Source organism: Micromonospora sp. M71_S20 (assembly GCF_003664255.1).
GTDB lineage: Bacteria > Actinomycetota > Actinomycetes > Mycobacteriales > Micromonosporaceae > Micromonospora.
Genome location: NZ_RCCV01000003.1, coordinates 824933 through 840040 on the forward strand (window position 1 = coordinate 824933; position 15108 = coordinate 840040).

Consider the following 15108-nt stretch of genomic DNA (forward strand, 5'->3'; position numbering starts at 1 on the left):
GCCGACCGCCCGGAGGTGGCGGCATGAGCGTCAACGCCACGCCGGCGGGCGCCGACGTGGCCGCCGACGAGACGGCCGCCCGGCCCGGCCGGGACGCCAGGGTGCCGGTCCAGCGCGCCGGTCGGGGCCGCAAAGCCCCGCTGAGCGAGAACAAGAAGGCCGAGCGCCGGCTGGGCTGGCTGCTCTGCGCGCCCGCCGCGCTGGTCATGGTGCTGGTGACCGCGTACCCGATCATCTACTCGGTCTGGCTGTCGCTGCAGCGCTACGACCTGCGCTTCCCCGCCGAGCGCGAGTTCGTCGGGCTGGAGAACTACGCGACCGTGCTGACCAACGAGTTCTGGTGGACGGCGTTCGGGGTCACCGCGCTGATCACGGTGGTCACCGTCGCCGTCGAGCTGGTGCTCGGCATGGGACTGGCGCTGATCATGCACCGCACGCTGGTCGGCCGGGGCATCGTGCGGACCGCGGCGCTGATCCCGTACGGCATCGTCACGGTCGTGGCGGCCTTCTCCTGGCGGTACGCGTGGACGCCCGGCACCGGCTACCTGGCCAACCTGTTCAGCGACGGCGCACCGCTGACGGAACGGGCCAGCTCGCTGGCGATCATCATGCTGGCCGAGATCTGGAAGACCACGCCGTTCATGGCGCTGCTGCTCATGGCCGGCCTCGCCCTGGTGCCGGAGGACCTGCTCAAGGCCGCCTCCACCGACGGCGCCACCTCCTGGCAGCGGTTCACGAAGGTGATGCTGCCGGTGATGAAGCCGGCGATCCTGGTCGCGCTGCTGTTCCGCACCCTGGACGCGTTCCGGGTGTTCGACAACATCTTCGTGCTGACCGCGGGCGGCAACGAGACCTCGTCGGTGTCGATGCTCGCCTACAACAACCTGATCCGGGGCCTGAACCTCGGCATCGGGTCGACGATGTCGGTGCTGATCTTCCTCACCGTGGCGATCATCGCCTTCGTCTTCGTGAAGCTGTTCGGTACCGCTGCCCCCGGCAGCGACGACGGGGAGAGGCGTTGAGATGGCTGACACCACCACCCGGGCCAAGCTGCGCTGGGGCCTGCTGGACGCCATCGTGGTCGTCTTCGCGCTGGTGCCGGTGCTCTGGATCATGTCGCTGTCGTTCAAGACGCCGGCGACCCTGACCGACGGGAAGTTCATCCCGCAGGAGTGGACGCTGGACAACTACCGGACGATCTTCCAGACCGACCAGTTCGTCCGGGCCCTGGTCAACTCGATCGGCATCGCGCTGATCGCCACCGTGATCGCCGTGGTGCTCGGCGCCATGGCCGCGTACGCGATCTCCCGGCTGGACTTCCCCGGCAAGCGGCTGCTGGTCGGGGTCTCCCTGCTTATCGCGATGTTCCCGCAGGTGTCCCTGGTGTCGCCGCTGTTCGAGATCGAGCGGCAGCTCGGCCTCTTCGACACCTGGCCGGGCCTGATCCTGCCGTACATCACCTTCGCGCTGCCGCTGGCGATCTACACGCTGTCGGCGTTCTTCAAGCAGATCCCGTGGGACCTGGAGAAGGCGGCGAAGATGGACGGCGCGACGCAGGCCCAGGCGTTCCGGCGGGTCATCGCCCCGCTCGCCGCGCCGGGGCTGTTCACCACGGCGATCCTGGTCTTCATCTTCTGCTGGAACGACTTCCTCTTCGCCATCACGCTGACCTCCACCGAGCGGGCGCGCACGGTGCCGGTGGCGCTGTCGTTCTTCACCGGCGAGTCGCAGTTCGAGGACCCCACCGGGGCGATCTGCGCCGCCGCCGTGGTGATCACCGTTCCGATCATCCTGTTCGTCCTCTTCTTCCAGCGCCGCATCGTCTCCGGCCTGACCTCCGGCGCAGTCAAGGGATAGGTGGTACTCATGGCTGACATCGTGCTCGACAAGGTGAGCAAGAAGTTCCCGGACGGGACCGTCGCGGTGGCCGACGTCGACCTGGAGATCGCCGACGGCGAGTTCGTCATCCTGGTCGGCCCGTCCGGCTGCGGGAAGTCCACCACCCTCAACATGATCGCGGGCCTGGAGGACATCAGCTCCGGCGAACTGCGCATCGGCGGCCAGCGGGTCAACGACAAGGCCCCCCGGGACCGGGACATCGCGATGGTGTTCCAGTCCTACGCCCTCTACCCGAACATGACCGTCCGGGAGAACATGGCGTTCCCGCTGCGGCTGGCGAAGCTGGACAAGGAGACGATCAACCGGAAGGTCGAGGAGGCGGCGAAGGTCCTGGAGCTGTCCGCCCTGCTGGACCGCAAGCCGGCCAACCTCTCGGGCGGCCAGCGTCAGCGGGTCGCGATGGGCCGCGCGATCGTCCGGCAGCCCAAGGCGTTCCTGATGGACGAGCCGCTGTCCAACCTGGACGCCAAGCTGCGGGTGCAGATGCGCACCGTCGTGTCGCGCCTGCAGAAGAAGCTGGGCACCACCACCGTCTACGTGACCCACGACCAGACCGAGGCGATGACCCTCGGCGACCGCGTGGTGATCATGCGCGGCGGCGCGGTGCAGCAGGTCGGCCCGCCGCAGGAGCTGTACGACCACCCGCGCAACCTCTTCGTCGCCGGCTTCATCGGCTCGCCGTCGATGAACTTCCTGCACGCCGCCGTCGAGGACGGCAAGCTGCGTACGGCGCTGGGCGACGTGCCGATCGGCGAGCGGATCCGGCGCGAGCTGGAGAGTGCGGACGCCCCACGCGAGCTGATCCTCGGCATCCGGCCGGAGCACTTCGAGGACGCCGCGCTGGTCGACGACGACACCCGCCGCCGGGGCGCGGAGTTCGAGGCGCCGGTCGACATCGTCGAGTCCATGGGCTCCGACAAGTACGTCTACTTCAGCGTCGAGGGGGAGCGGGCCAGCGCCGCCGAACTGGAGGAGCTGGCGGCCGACGCGGGCGCCGACTTCAGCGGCGGGGGGACCAGCCTGGTGACCCGGCTGTCGGCCGAGTCCCCGGTCGAGGAGGGGCAGACCCGGCGCGTCTGGTTCAACCTGGAGAAGATCCACCTGTTCGACCCGTCCAACGGGCGCAACCTGACCCTGCACGAGGGACGGGCGGCCGGCGCGCTCGCCGACTGACGTACGCCGCGACGGGCGGGTGGGTCGAACCGACCCACCCGCCCGCTGTCGTGCCAGCGGTCAGCGGCGTCGCCGGCTGCGCTCCGGGATGTCCGCGTCCACCCGCTCCCGGCGGATCTGGTCGTCGATGGGCTGCTCCTCGACGACCTCCTCCTTGGCCAGGTGGACCCGCTCGACGGGCACCGTCTCCTTGCCGACCACCGGCCGCTCGGCCCGCAGGGTCATCTCCTGCTCGGCCTCGCCGATGTCGGCGCGCATGCCACGCGCGTCGCGGGCGGCGATGGGCTCCCGCTCCACGCGCACCTCGTCGTGCTCAACGGGCACGGTGGTGTGCACGTCCTCGGTGACCACGTACTTGCGCAGCCGCGCGGCGCCGGCGGGCTGGCTCTCCGTGCCGACCCGCAGCCGCTCCTCGGACCGGACTAGGTCCTCGCCCGCTGCCGGCGCCCGTCCGCGGTCAGCCTTCGGCGGGGCCTGCGGCGTCAGGCGGTAGTGGGCGTAGAGCTGCTCGATCTGATCCGTGTTCAGCGGCTGGTCGGTGCCGGCGTCCACGGCCGGGGCGTCCTTCACGGTGGACTTGTCGTAGTCGACCGCGAGCCCGCCGTCGGTGATTCGGGCCTTCTCCAGCGGAGCCATCGACTCCTTGTGGCCCATCAGGCCGGTCTTCACACTGACCCAGGTCGGTTCACCGGCGGCGTCGGCCCAGATCTGGCCCACGCTCCCGATCTTCGACCCCGAGCGGTCCTTGACGTCCTGCCCGTACAGCGAGTTGGCCTGCTGTTCGTTGAGCCTCATGGTCGTCATACCTCCCTCTCGGTTCACGGCCCGGTTACCCGGCCGGCCGGCCGGGATTCGTCGACGACCGGACGGATAGGAGCAGCGCCGAAAGGCCGGCGAGCGCGGCGTGACGACTGGGGCCAGCGCGCCCGGTGGGGCCCGTGGGAGGGGCGCGCCGGCGCCCGCCGGTCAGCCGGGCCAGTCGATCCGGAGCGGCAGGCCCAGGAAGTCGGCGTAACGGCCCAGCGCGCCCGCCACGCGGGCCCGGGTCGGCTCGTCGAGGGGCACCAGCGGAAACACCGTGACCGTCACCCGGGTCCTGCCGACCGTGCGCTTCCAGGTGCCGACGACCCGCCCGTCGCGCACGACCGTGGCCTGGAAGACGCCGTTGCGCCCCGGCACGATCGCGTCGGCGTGGGCGGGATCCAGCATCAGCGAGCGGTCCTTGAAGCCCAGCAGGTACTCGTCGAAGCCGGGCAGCACCAGCAGGTCGTCGACCGGCGCGCGGGGCGCGTCGAGCAGGGCCGCGTCGACGAGCGCCTCCTGCCCGTCGATCCGCACCGTCGTGAGGGCGTCGCCGGCCGCCGCAAAGCCCCGGCGCGCGTCGGTGAGCGTCAGCCCCGTCCAGCCGGCGAACTCCCGGGCGGTGACCGGCCCGTGCCCACGCACGTAACGGCGGGCGAGGATCGCGAGGGCCTCGTCCCGCTCCGGCCGGCGCGCGTCGGGCGCCCACTCGTCGAGCAGGGCGAAGGTCTGCTCGGTGCCGACGTTGGGCGCGAGGCACGTGACGCCGCGGACGCTGGCGTACCAGAGCAGGTGGTAGCCGCGCTGCTCGCCCGTGTCGATGCCGGCCGCCTCGAGCGCGGCCAGACACCGGGCCCGGGTGAGTCGGCCGCCGCCGGCCAGCGCGGCGCCGAGCACGTCGAGCGCGCGGTCCGCGTCGGTCTCGGTCAGCCCGAGCTGCGCGCGGCGGGTGGCGGCGCCGGCCAGCGAGCGTACGCCGGTCAGCTCCAGCATCCAGCGGGCGTCGCGGGGCGGCACGAGGTGCACGGTGCCCCGCATCGGCCAGGTGCGCAGCGCCTCCCGGCGCTCCAGCGCGGCGTGCACGTCGGCGTGGCCGAGCGCGGGCAGCCGCACCCCGAGCGACCACATGCCGCTGGCCAGGTCCTGCGCCTGCATGGCCCCGAACCACTCCACCACGCCCGCCACCCCGGCGGGGCGCACCGTGGGGTGCGGGCGCAGCAGCAGGCCGGTCATGCGTAGCGCGAGCGCCTCGCGTCCGCCGAGGTCCACCGTCATCGCGCTCCCTTCACGAAAGGTCGGCGCCAGCCTAGGGCCGCCCACCGACCTGTTGACGCGCATAGAGGCGGCCACAGTGGGAAAGCGCCCGGCCGAGATACGTGCATCGGTGCGCGTGGAGGGAGCGACATGACTGCGTCCAGTGAGCCGTCCCGGCGTGGCGCCGTACCGCTACATCCCGGCGAGGGCCGGGCCGGCACATCGGCCAAGACCAGCGCCGCCGCCGCCTTCGCCCTGGTCTTCGGGGTGGCCGCGCTGATCAGCGTGCTGACCGTGATCCTGTCCTGGATCGGCCTGCTGCTCGGCATCATCGGCGTGATCCTGGGCATCGTCGGGCTCAAGATGGCCGGCCGACCCGGGGTGACCGGACGGGGCGTGGCGATCGGCGGCCTGGTGCTCAGCGCCCTGGCGGTGCTGATCGGGCTGGCCTTCGCCGCCGGGGTCACCACCTTCCTCAACAACGAGGGCGGCGTGGACCGGATCCAGCAGGAGGTCGACGACCTGCGCGACCGCCTCGACAACTGACCGGCGGCCCCTGCCGCGGCAGGCCGGGGCGCGCGGTGCGGGCATGTGCGCCCGACTAGGGTGGTCCCGTGCTCCGAGAGGTCTGCGGAATCCGGTACGTCACCCCGCTGCGCGAGGGCGGCTCGCTGCCCGGCGTGGTGGAGGCCGACGACCTCGGCACGTACGTGGCGAAGTTCCGGGGCGCCGGGCAGGGGCCCAAGGCGCTGGTCGCCGAGGTGGTCTGCGGCGAGCTGGCCCGTCGGCTGGGCCTGGCGGTGCCGCCGCTGGTGGTGCTCGACATCGACCCGGTGATCGGGCGCGCGGAGCCCGACCAGGAGGTGCAGGAGCTGCTGCGCAACAGTGGCGGCGCCAACCTGGGCATGGACTTCCTGCCCGGGGCGCTGGGCTACGACCCGGTCGCGCACCCCGTCGAGCCGGCGCTCGCCTCGCGGGTGCTCTGGTTCGACGCGTACGTGGAGAACGTCGACCGCAGCTGGCGCAACCCGAACCTGCTCGTCTGGCACCGCGAACTCTGGCTGATCGACCACGGCGCCTGCCTGTACTTCCACCACAACTGGCCACGCGCAGAGGCGGCGGTGCACCGGCCGTACCGGGCCGACGACCACGTGCTGTCGTCCTACGCGACCCGGGTGGCCGAGGCGGATGCCGAGTTGGCCCCGCGGGTGACCCGGGACCTGCTGGGCGAGGTGCTGGCGCTGGTGCCCGACGGCTGGCTGGCCGGCGCCGACTTCGACTCCGCCGACGCGGCCCGCGCGACGTACGTGGACCATCTGGCCCGCCGGGTCGCGCGCAGGGACGACTGGCTGCCGCAGAGGAGCGCGGCGTGAGGGAACCCTTCGAGTACGCCGTCGTGCGGCTGGTGCCCCGGGTGGAACGCGGCGAGCAGGTCAACGTCGGCGTGCTGCTCTACTGCCAGCGGCGGGACTTCCTCGGTGTGCGTACCCATCTGGACGCCGGCCGGGTGCGGGCGCTGGCCCCGCAGGTCGACCTGGCCGCGGTGGCGGCCGTGCTGGATTCCTGGGACCGGACCTGCGCCGGCGACGGCCCGTCGGGCGCGATGCGACTGGGGGAGCGGTTCCGCTGGCTGGCCGCCCCGCGCAGCACGATGATCCAGACCGGGCCGGTGCACACCGGGCTGACCGCCGATCCGCCGGCCGAGCTGGAGCGGCTGATGGACGCGCTGGTGCGCTGACCCGGCTTTCCTGATCGCGCTTCGCCGGCGACGCTGCCGGCGCAGCGCGATCCCCCGTTCAGGGTGTCCGGTGCCGGGCGGTTGCCGGTCCGCCCGCGCCGTGGGACCAGCATCCCCGGGCCGGCGGTCGGCCGGCACCGGAACACATCGAAACTTGCGGACATCTTGAGCTACCGCCGGCGGCGGGACCGTCACCGTCGGGGCAGCGGGACGTCACAGTCGGCGGTGCATGACGAGCAGGTCCACGAAGCCCCGGCCGGGGTGCCGGAACGCCTCCGGCACCCGCCCGACCACCTCGAAGCCGAGGGACCGCCAGAGCGCCACCGCGCGGGTGTTGGTCGCCACGACGGCGTTGAACTGCATGGCCCGGTAACCCTCGGCGCGGGCGAGCGCCAGCACGTGCTCGCCGAGGGCCCGCCCCACCCCGCGCCCACCGGCGGCCGGGGCGACCATGAAGCTGGCGTTGGCGACGTGGTCGCCCGGTCCGAGCTGGTTGGGCGCCAGCTTGGCCGAGCCGAGCACCGTGCCGTCCGGGTCGACCGCGACGACCGTGCGGCCCGGCGGCGGCACCAGCCACATCGCCCGGGCCCGCTCCTCGTCGACGTCCCGGGGCCAGGTGTACGTCTCGCCGGCCGCCACGATCTCCCGCAGGAAGGGCCAGATCAGCGGCCAGTCGTCGGTCGTCGCGGCTCTGATCTCCATGTCCCCAGCATCGCCCGCGGCGAGCGGGCCGGGGCCCGCGATCCCCGGATGACCGTTTGACGGCGCAAACATCGGGTAGTCGCCGGAGCTGACCCGACATGAGGAGGGAACACCCGATGGCTGCCCAGACCAAGGTCGCGGTGATCTACTACAGCGCCACCGGCATCACGTACCAGATGGCGCAGGCGGCGTGCGAAGCCGCCGGCGAGGCGGGTGCCGAGGTGCGGCTGCGCAAGGTGCGCGAGCTGGCGCCCGACGAGGCGATCCGTTCCAACTCGGGTTGGCACGCGCACCACATGGAGACCCAGGACGTCCCCGAGGTGCAGCTGGACGACCTGTCGTGGGCCGACGTGGTGATCTTCGGGACCCCGACCCGGTACGGCGTGATGGCCGCCCAGCTCAAGCAGTTCATGGACACCACCGGGCCGCTGTGGTCGCAGGGCGCGCTGGCGAACAAGGTCTATTCCGCGTTCTGCTCGACGGCCACCTCGCACGGCGGGCAGGAGGCCACCCTGCTGTCGATGTTCAACGTCTTCTACCACTGGGGCGGGGTGGTGGTGACTCCCGGCTACACCGACCCGAGCCAGTTCGTCGCCGGCAACCCCTACGGCGCCTCGCACACCAGCAACAACGGCGAGACGGCGCCGGACGACATCGCGCTCGGCGCCTGCGCGTTGACCGCAAGGCGCGCGGTACAGATCGGCGCGGCGCTCAAGGCGGGCCTGGCCGGCTGAGCCGGCGTTGCCGGTCGGTCGGCTGAGCCGGCGCGACCGGCGGCTCGGGCGGGGGCTCTTGACCCGTCCGGGCCGCCGGTCGCAGCACCCCCTACCCCCGATCGGGCCGGCTATGCGCGCTCGGTCGCACCCGACAACCTCCCGGCCGCCGTCGACGGATGTCCCGCCGGCGCCGGCAGCAGCCCGCGCAGCAGGTCGGCGAGAACGGCCACGCCGTCGGGGCTGAGCACCGACTCCGGATGGAACTGCACCCCCGCGAACCCCCGCCCGCGCAGCGCGTGCACCGCGCCGTCCGCCGGGTCCCGGGCCAGCTCCACCGGGCCGTACGGGGTGGTCAGCCGGTCGGCCTCGGCACGCGCGGTGAAGGTGGAGTAGAAGCCGACCCGGCGGCGCGTGCCGAAGACGTCCACCTCCCGCTGGAGCCCCTGGTAGGGCGCGTCCCGCCGGTGCGGCGCCAGCCCGAGCAGGCCGGCGAGCAACTGGTGGCCCAGGCAGACGGCCAGGGTCGGGCGGCCCTCGGCGAGCAGCCCGGCGAGCAGCCCGCGCATCGTGCGCATCTTCGGCTCGGTGGCGCTGCCCGGGTCGCCCGGGCCGGGGCCGACCACCACCAGGTCGTGGCCGTCCATCGGGCCGGCGGCGTGCCACGGCCGCAGCGCCACGGCCAGGCCGAGTGCGCCCAGCTGGTGGGCCAGCATGCCGGTGAAGGTGTCCTCGCCGTCGACGATCAGCGCCCGCCGGCCGGCCAGCCCGGGCAGGCCACCGGCGCCCGGCGAACGCTGGTCCAGCCAGAACCGGGCCAGCGGCGCGTTGCGCGCGGCCAGCGCGGCCCGTACCTCCGGGTCGTCGGCGAGGCGTACGGCGGGCTCCGGGCCGCCTGCGGGCGCCTGCGGGCCGAGGCCCAGCGCGGCGAGCACGCCGGCCGCCTTGGCGTGCGTCTCGGCCACCTCGCCCTCGGCCGTCGAGTGTCGCACCAGGGTGGCCCCGACCGGCACCCGCAGCTCGCCGGCGGGGGAGATCTCGGCGGTCCGGATCAGGATCGGCGCGTCCAGGGTCTGCCGGCCGGCGTCGTCGCGGCCGAGCAGCGCCAGCACCCCGGCGTAGTAGCGCCGCCCGGTGCGCTCGTGCCGGGCGATGACCCGGCAGGCGTTCTCCATCGGGCTGCCCGTGACGGTGGGCGCGAACATGGTCTCCCGCAGCACCTCGCGTACGTCCTTCGTGCCCCGGCCGGCGAGCAGGTACTCCGTGTGGGCCAGGTGGGACATCTCCTTGAGGTGGGGCCCGACCACCTGGCCGCCGTGCTCGGCGACCGTGGCCATCATCTTCAGCTCCTCGTCGAGCACCATGTACAGCTCCTCGACCTCCTTGGGGTCGGCGAGGAAGCGCAGCAGCGCGGCCCGGTCGGCGCCCGCGCCGGTGTGCCGGAAGGTGCCGCTGATCGGGTTCATCATGACCAGGCCGTCGTCGACGCTGACGTGCCGTTCCGGGCTGGCCCCGACCAGGATCCGGGTGCCGGTGTGCACCAGGAAGGTCCAGTACGCCCCGCGCTCGCCCCGCAGCAGCCGGCGCAACGCGGCCAGCGCGGCGACCAGCGGCGGGCCCTGCACGGTGGCGCGCAGGCAGCGGTGGATGACGAAGTTGGCGCCCTCGCCGCGCCCGATCTCCTCGGCGAGCACCCGGCCGACGGTGGCGGCGTACTCGTCGTCGGTGACGTCGAAGCCGGCGTCGGCGGTGCGTACGGGCACGTCGGGCAGCGCGGCGAGCGCCTCGGCCAGCCCGATCCGCTCGTGCCGGGCGATCTCGAGGAACTCCAGCGGGACGCCGTCGTCGACGCAGGCGAAGCCCCGCTCGGTGATCTGCCGGTAGGGCACCAGCGCCAGCGTCCGGGGGCCGGGCGTCCCGTCGGGCAGGGGGACGTCGGCGAGCCGGTCCGCCGTGCGTACCGCGCCGGTGAACAGCTCCAGGTGCGCGGCGCCCTCGCGGCGGACGAGCGCGAACGGGCCGGGGTCGCCGCCGCCGACGGCGGTGGCGAGCAGCTCGGTCAGGTCGGTCATGGGTCTCCTCGGGCCGGGCGGCGCCCGATGGGGCGACCGGGAGGGCCGGGGAGAGACCGGCGGCCGCCTCGTCGGGCGGCCGCGTGGGAAGCTACGCGCGGGGGATGGCCGCCGGGTCGGCGGGCCACCAGCAGGACAGGTGCGCGAGCATGCGATCACCCTACGGCCCCGCGCGGGCACCGGAAAGCCGATCGGGCGTACGGCCCACCCGCTGGGACGCCGCGGCGCGGCGCACCGGGTAACTTGACCCGCGATGAACATTCTCGCGCTCGACCTGGGCACCTCCTCGGTACGCGGACTCGTGCTGGACAGGGACGCCCGTCCGCTGCCCGGCGCGCTGGCCCGGCGCAAGGTGAGCCTCGTCGTGCACGACGACGGCACCGGCACGCTGGACGGCCCCGGTTACCTGGCCTGCCTGGCGGCGTGCCTGGACGAGCTGGCCGCCGCTGGGCATTTGCGCGACGTGTCGCTGGTGGCGACGTCCGCGCAGTGGCACTCGGTGGTCCCGATCGGCGCCGACGGCGCGCCCCTCGGCGCGGTGCTGACCTGGTTGGACACCCGCCCCGAGGCCCTCGCCGGTGCGGCCGGCCCGGCCGACCCGGACGACTTCCACCAGCGCACCGGCACGTGGTGGCACCGCTGCTACTGGTCGGTCCGGCTGCCCTGGTTGCGCGGGCACACCGGCGGGCGGATCGCCCGCTTCGCGGGCCTGGCCGAGTACGTGCTGGGCGAGCTGCTCGACTCGGCACCCATGTCGATCTCCCAGGCCTCCGGCACGGGCCTGCTGGACCTGCGGACGCTGGACTGGGACGCCGAGGCGTGCGAGCTGGCCGGCAGCCGCGCCGCCGAGCTGCCCGAGCTGGCGCCGAACGGGTGGCGGGGCCGGCTGCGGCCGGCGTACGCGCGGCGCTGGCCGCAGCTCGCCGACGTGCCCTGGGCCGGCCCGGTGGGCGACGGCGCGGCGTCGAACGTCGGCTCGGGCTGCGTCGAGCCGGGCCGGGCCGCGGTGACGGTCGGCACGTCGGCGGCGGTCCGGCTGGTGCAGCGCGTCCCGGCGGGGCAGGCGATGCCGCCGCTGCCGGGGGAGCTCTGGCGCTACCGGGTCGACCACGACCACGTGGTGACCGGCGCCGCGTACTCCTCCGGGGGGAACCTCTTCGCCTGGGCCGACCGTGAGCTGCGGCTGCCCGGGGGCAGCGAGCTGGAGGCCGCCCTGGCCCGGGTGCCGCACGGGGGCGGCCTGCCGGTGAACGTCCGCTTCGGCGGGGACCGGCCGCCCGGGATGGCCCCGGCCGGCTCGGGCGCGCTGGGTGGCCTGAGCTTCGGCACCAGCGCGGTGGAGATCCTGGCCGGGCTGATGCGGGGTCTGTGCGACCTGGTCGCCGACGACCTCGTCGTGCTGGAGTCCACCGTCGACGAGCCGGTCGAGGTGGTGCTCGGCGGGGGCGCGATGGCCGCCTCCCGCTGGTGGCGTGGAACGTTCGCCGCGGCGCTCGCGCCCCGGCCGGTGTGGTACGGGAGCAACCCGGAGGTCGGGGCGAGCGGCGCGGCGCTGGTGGCCCTGGGCCGCGTCGGCGACGCCTCCCGGCTCGCCGCCATCGTCCGGACGGACGAGACCGCCTCACCCTCCTGATTGGCACCTCAGCCCGCCCCGTTGACACGGCTCGCGGGCCTGGTTGGATGGACTCCGCTCCCCGGCTCGCGGCGGACGCGGGACTGGGAGGGGGTACGTGTGGGGGCAGGTCCGGAACCGCCCGACGACACGGCGTCGGCGCATCGCCGGCGCCGGTTCGACGTCCGGGTGGTACCGCACCGTCGCCGTTCCCCGTTCCGGCTGCGGGACTGGCGGATGCGCACCAAGCTCGTGACCGTGCTGGTCATCCCGTCGGTCGCGTTCCTGGTGCTGGCCGGCGTGCAGACCCACACCCTGGTGGGGCGGACGACCGCGCTGGGCGACTTCGCCCAGCAGGTCGGCATCGGCCGGGAGATCGTCGCGCTGGTGCACCAGCTCCAGCAGGAACGCGACCGGGCGGCCGGTGAGCTGGGCGAGCTGCGCCGAGGTGGCGCGGGGGCCGACCGGGACGCGGCGATCGTCGTGCTGAAGCCCTTGCAGGCGGCCACCGACCAGGCGTTGCGCGACCTGCGCCGGGCCGCCGGGCCGCTGGCCGACGCCGACGCCTCCTGGCGGGTCGCCTACTCCGAGGTGCTGGAGGCCTACGAACAGGTCGCCTACATCCGGGCCGCGATCCCCCCGGCGGTGCTGGGCAGCGACACCATCCTGAGCAACTACCACCGGGCCGTCGACGCGCTGCTGCGCCTGCTCGCCGAGCCCACGCCGGGCGAGGACCGGCCGGCGCTCAGCGACGCGGTGCTGCGCTACGTGCAGCTCGCCCGGGTCAAGGAACTCTCCTCCCGGGTCCGGGCCCAGCTCTACGAGGCCGCCCGCGCCGGCCGGTACGGCTTGGAGGACCAGGTGGTCCTGACCGACCTGCGCGCCCAGCAGTTGACCGCCCTGGGCGCGTTCCGGGTCGCAGCCACCGCCGAGCAGGTCCGCCGCTACGACGAGACCTCGACGGATCCGGCGTTCCAGGCGGCGACCCGGCTGGAGGAGCAGAGCCTGGCGACCGGGGCCGCCACGCCGAGCGTGCTGCCCGCGCCACAGTGGTGGGCGGCCGGCGAGCAGCGTCAGGAGCTGCTCCGTCGCATCGAGGCGTCGGTGCTCGACGACGCCGTACGGCAGGCCGACGAGGTGAGCGCGACGCAGCTGCGGACCACGCTGCTGGTCGTCGGCAGCATCCTCTCGGTGCTGCTGGTGGCCCTGCTCATCTCCGTGCTCGTCGGGCGTTCCATCGCCCGGTCGATGCGGCTGCTGCGCGGCCAGGCGCTGCGGATCGCCCAGCTGGAGCTGCCGGACGCCCTGGACCGGCTGCGTACGGTGACCGGGGGTGTCCCGACCATCGAGGTCCCGCCGGCGGTGGTCCGGTCGCTCGACGAGATCGGCGAGCTGGCGGAGGCGTTCGTCGCGGTGCACCGCAGCGCGGTCAACGTCGCCGTCGAGCAGGCGACCACCCGGCGCAACGTCAACGCGATGTTCGTCAACCTCGCCCGGCGCAGCCAGGTGCTCGTGGAGCGCCAGTTGGAGCTGCTCGACGACCTGGAGCGCGAGGAGAGCGATCCGGACCAGCTGGAGAACCTCTTCAAGCTCGACCACCTGGCTGCCCGCATGCGACGCAACGACGACAGCCTGCTGGTGCTGGCCGGGACCGAGTCGACCCGCCGGTGGAACCGGCCGGTGGGGCTCGGCGCGATGCTGCTCGCCGCCAGCGCCGAGATCGAGCAGTACCAGCGGGTGCGGCACGGCGCGGTCGCCGACCTGCGCGTCGTCGGCCACGCCGTCGGTGAGCTGGTCCACGTCCTGGCCGAGCTGCTGGAGAACGCCACCTCCTTCTCCCGTCCCGACACGGTCGTGGCGGTCACCGCCCGGGCCGAGGGCGCCGGCGCGCTCATCGAGATCGTCGACCGGGGGCTCGGCATGAGCCAGGCCGCGCTGGCCGAGGCGAACGCCGTCCTCGCCACCCCGCCGGCGGCCGACGTGGCGACGGTCGAGCGGATGGGCCTGTTCGTGGTGAGCCACCTGGCCGCCCGACTGCGCGTCGAGGTGCGCCTGGACGGCGGCGAGGACGGCCTTGTCGCCCGGGTGCGGCTGCCCGGTGACCTGCTGGCGCCGGCACCCGAGCGGGAGGCGCCCGCCCCGGCCCGGATGCTGACCGCCTCGGCGGCCGGCACGAGCTGGGACGAAGTGCCCGTGGTCGGGCGGCCGCCGGTGTGGGGCGGTGCGCGGCCCGCGGGCGAGCTGCCGGTGGCCGGGCGCCGGCCCGAGGTCCCGCCCTGGCAGGCCCGGTCGGTGCCGGTGCGGGCCGAGGACGTGCTCGCCCCGGCGGCCCGGCCGCCCGCGTCGACCGGCGGGGGCTGGTGGTCCCGGCAGGGGCCGTCGCCCGGTCCGGTGCCGGGGACCTCGCCCACGCCGCCGGCCGTCCCGGTCACCGGCGGGACCAACGAGCGCGGCCTGCCCGTCCGGGTGCCGATGGCGCAGCTCTCCGCCGTCACACGGCCGGAGCAGCCGGCGGTACGCCACGACCCGGACCCGGAGGCGGTCGGGGGAATGCTGTCCCGGCTCTACAGCGGGGTACGGCGGGCCGAGGCCGAGGACACCACGGAGATTTCCATGCCGCCGGGCGGCGTACACAGCGAAGGGGGACAGCGATGACGACGTTGAGCCGGGAGGCCCGCGACCTGAGCTGGCTGGTCAGCGGATTCGCGGAGCGGGTGCCGGGGGTGGTGCACGCCATCGTGGTCTCCTCCGACGGTCTGCTGGTCGCGATCTCCGACCACCTGCCCCGCGACCACGCCGACAAGCTCGCCGCCGTGACCTCGGGGCTGATGAGCATCACCGCGGGCGCGGCGCAGATGTTCGACGGGGACATCGTCAAGCAGACGGTCGTCGAGATGGGGCGCGGCTACTTCCTGGTGATGCAGGTGCGGGACGGGTCCATCCTGGCCACGCTGGCCGGGGCGGAGGCCGACATCGGTGTGGTCGGTTACGAGATGGCGCGGCTGGCCAAGCAGGCGGGGGAGATGCTCACCCCGGCGCTGCGGGCGGAACTCCAGCAGGCGCTGCCCCGCTGAGCGGGTCGGCGCGCCCGCCCGGCGTCCACCCCGGCGGGACCGCCGACGGGATCCGCCCCGGCGCCGCCGA

General features: G+C 74.1%; 14 protein-coding genes. 10 read left to right on the top strand and 4 right to left on the bottom strand.

All coding sequences use genetic code 11. The features are described 5' to 3' along the window. The first annotated feature begins 23 nt into the window (after positions 1-23). The 3 genes from DER29_RS28975 to DER29_RS28985 are packed head-to-tail and all read left to right on the top strand — an operon-like array spanning position 24 to position 3072. On the top strand, positions 24-1022 hold the full coding sequence (locus tag DER29_RS28975; protein ID WP_121400800.1) for a carbohydrate ABC transporter permease: 999 nt from the start codon (positions 24-26) through the stop codon (positions 1020-1022). 1 nt (position 1023) lies between these two features. Next, positions 1024-1857, top strand: coding sequence for a carbohydrate ABC transporter permease (locus tag DER29_RS28980; RefSeq protein ID WP_121400801.1), 834 nt, complete (start codon positions 1024-1026; stop codon positions 1855-1857). Between the two features lie 9 nt (positions 1858-1866). After that, positions 1867-3072 carry an ABC transporter ATP-binding protein gene (locus DER29_RS28985; protein ID WP_121400940.1) on the top strand — a complete coding sequence of 402 codons (1206 nt, stop codon included), beginning with the start codon at positions 1867-1869 and terminating at the stop codon, positions 3070-3072. Between the two features lie 60 nt (positions 3073-3132). On the opposite strand, the gene DER29_RS28990 is transcribed toward DER29_RS28985, so the two are convergent. Beyond that, the gene (locus DER29_RS28990) at positions 3133-3867 is read right to left on the bottom strand and encodes a YsnF/AvaK domain-containing protein (RefSeq protein WP_121400802.1); all 735 of its coding nucleotides are present in this window, start codon (positions 3865-3867) and stop codon (positions 3133-3135) included. 171 nt (positions 3868-4038) lie between these two features. Beyond that, positions 4039-5148 carry a winged helix DNA-binding domain-containing protein gene (locus tag DER29_RS28995; RefSeq protein ID WP_121400803.1) on the bottom strand — a complete coding sequence of 370 codons (1110 nt, stop codon included), beginning with the start codon at positions 5146-5148 and terminating at the stop codon, positions 4039-4041. Between the two features lie 129 nt (positions 5149-5277). On the opposite strand from DER29_RS28995, the gene DER29_RS29000 reads away from it, so the two are divergent. The 3 genes from DER29_RS29000 (at position 5278) to DER29_RS29010 (ending at position 6865) form a co-directional block, all read left to right on the top strand. Then, positions 5278-5673, top strand: coding sequence for a DUF4190 domain-containing protein (locus DER29_RS29000; RefSeq protein ID WP_121400804.1), 396 nt, complete (start codon positions 5278-5280; stop codon positions 5671-5673). 68 nt (positions 5674-5741) lie between these two features. Then, complete coding sequence (locus DER29_RS29005; RefSeq protein ID WP_121400805.1) at positions 5742-6500, top strand: HipA family kinase; 759 nt, start codon at positions 5742-5744, stop codon at positions 6498-6500. Beyond that, a complete protein-coding gene (locus tag DER29_RS29010) occupies positions 6497-6865 on the top strand; it encodes a DUF3037 domain-containing protein (RefSeq protein ID WP_121400806.1) in 369 nt (122 codons plus the stop codon). The genes DER29_RS29005 and DER29_RS29010 overlap by 4 nt, the downstream gene beginning before the upstream one ends. Before the next feature lie 213 nt (positions 6866-7078). Here the strand turns inward: DER29_RS29010 and DER29_RS29015 are convergent, their stop codons facing one another. Further along, entirely contained in the window at positions 7079-7567 is a 489-nt protein-coding gene (locus DER29_RS29015) for a GNAT family N-acetyltransferase (protein WP_121400807.1), read from the bottom strand. Between the two features lie 116 nt (positions 7568-7683). Here DER29_RS29015 and wrbA point away from each other — a divergent pair, with 116 nt between their 5' ends. Further along, a complete protein-coding gene (gene wrbA / locus DER29_RS29020; RefSeq protein ID WP_121400808.1) occupies positions 7684-8301 on the top strand; it encodes an NAD(P)H:quinone oxidoreductase in 618 nt (205 codons plus the stop codon). Positions 8302-8411: 110 nt separating this feature from the next. Here the strand turns inward: wrbA and DER29_RS29025 are convergent, their stop codons facing one another. Beyond that, the gene (locus DER29_RS29025) at positions 8412-10352 is read right to left on the bottom strand and encodes an anthranilate synthase family protein (protein WP_121400809.1); all 1941 of its coding nucleotides are present in this window, start codon (positions 10350-10352) and stop codon (positions 8412-8414) included. Positions 10353-10605: 253 nt separating this feature from the next. Between DER29_RS29025 and DER29_RS29030 the strand changes: the two genes are divergently transcribed. The 3 genes from DER29_RS29030 (at position 10606) to DER29_RS29040 (ending at position 15038) form a co-directional block, all read left to right on the top strand. Then, positions 10606-11985 carry an FGGY family carbohydrate kinase gene (locus tag DER29_RS29030; protein WP_121400810.1) on the top strand — a complete coding sequence of 460 codons (1380 nt, stop codon included), beginning with the start codon at positions 10606-10608 and terminating at the stop codon, positions 11983-11985. A 216-nt stretch (positions 11986-12201) separates the two neighbouring features. After that, positions 12202-14619 (top strand): nitrate- and nitrite sensing domain-containing protein, encoded by a 2418-nt coding sequence (locus tag DER29_RS29035; protein ID WP_233600203.1) that lies wholly within the window; start codon positions 12202-12204, stop codon positions 14617-14619. Positions 14620-14624: 5 nt separating this feature from the next. Further along, positions 14625-15038 (top strand): roadblock/LC7 domain-containing protein, encoded by a 414-nt coding sequence (locus tag DER29_RS29040; protein ID WP_197697869.1) that lies wholly within the window; start codon positions 14625-14627, stop codon positions 15036-15038. Positions 15039-15108 lie beyond the last annotated feature (70 nt).

Bases quoted from the DNA above. Each gene is read 5' to 3' on its own strand.
- DER29_RS28975 (WP_121400800.1), top strand. From the start codon at position 24: ATGAGCGTCAACGCCACGCCGGCGGGCGCCGACGTGGCCGCCGACGAG.
- DER29_RS29030 (WP_121400810.1), top strand. From the start codon at position 10,606: ATGAACATTCTCGCGCTCGACCTGGGCACCTCCTCGGTACGCGGACTC.
- DER29_RS29035 (WP_233600203.1), top strand. From the start codon at position 12,202: ATGCGCACCAAGCTCGTGACCGTGCTGGTCATCCCGTCGGTCGCGTTC.
- DER29_RS28995 (WP_121400803.1), bottom strand. From the start codon at position 5,148: ATGACGGTGGACCTCGGCGGACGCGAGGCGCTCGCGCTACGCATGACC.
- wrbA (WP_121400808.1), top strand. From the start codon at position 7,684: ATGGCTGCCCAGACCAAGGTCGCGGTGATCTACTACAGCGCCACCGGC.
- DER29_RS28990 (WP_121400802.1), bottom strand. From the start codon at position 3,867: ATGAGGCTCAACGAACAGCAGGCCAACTCGCTGTACGGGCAGGACGTC.
- DER29_RS29000 (WP_121400804.1), top strand. From the start codon at position 5,278: ATGACTGCGTCCAGTGAGCCGTCCCGGCGTGGCGCCGTACCGCTACAT.
- DER29_RS29025 (WP_121400809.1), bottom strand. From the start codon at position 10,352: ATGACCGACCTGACCGAGCTGCTCGCCACCGCCGTCGGCGGCGGCGAC.
- DER29_RS28980 (WP_121400801.1), top strand. From the start codon at position 1,024: ATGGCTGACACCACCACCCGGGCCAAGCTGCGCTGGGGCCTGCTGGAC.
- DER29_RS29015 (WP_121400807.1), bottom strand. From the start codon at position 7,567: ATGGAGATCAGAGCCGCGACGACCGACGACTGGCCGCTGATCTGGCCC.
- DER29_RS28985 (WP_121400940.1), top strand. From the start codon at position 1,867: ATGGCTGACATCGTGCTCGACAAGGTGAGCAAGAAGTTCCCGGACGGG.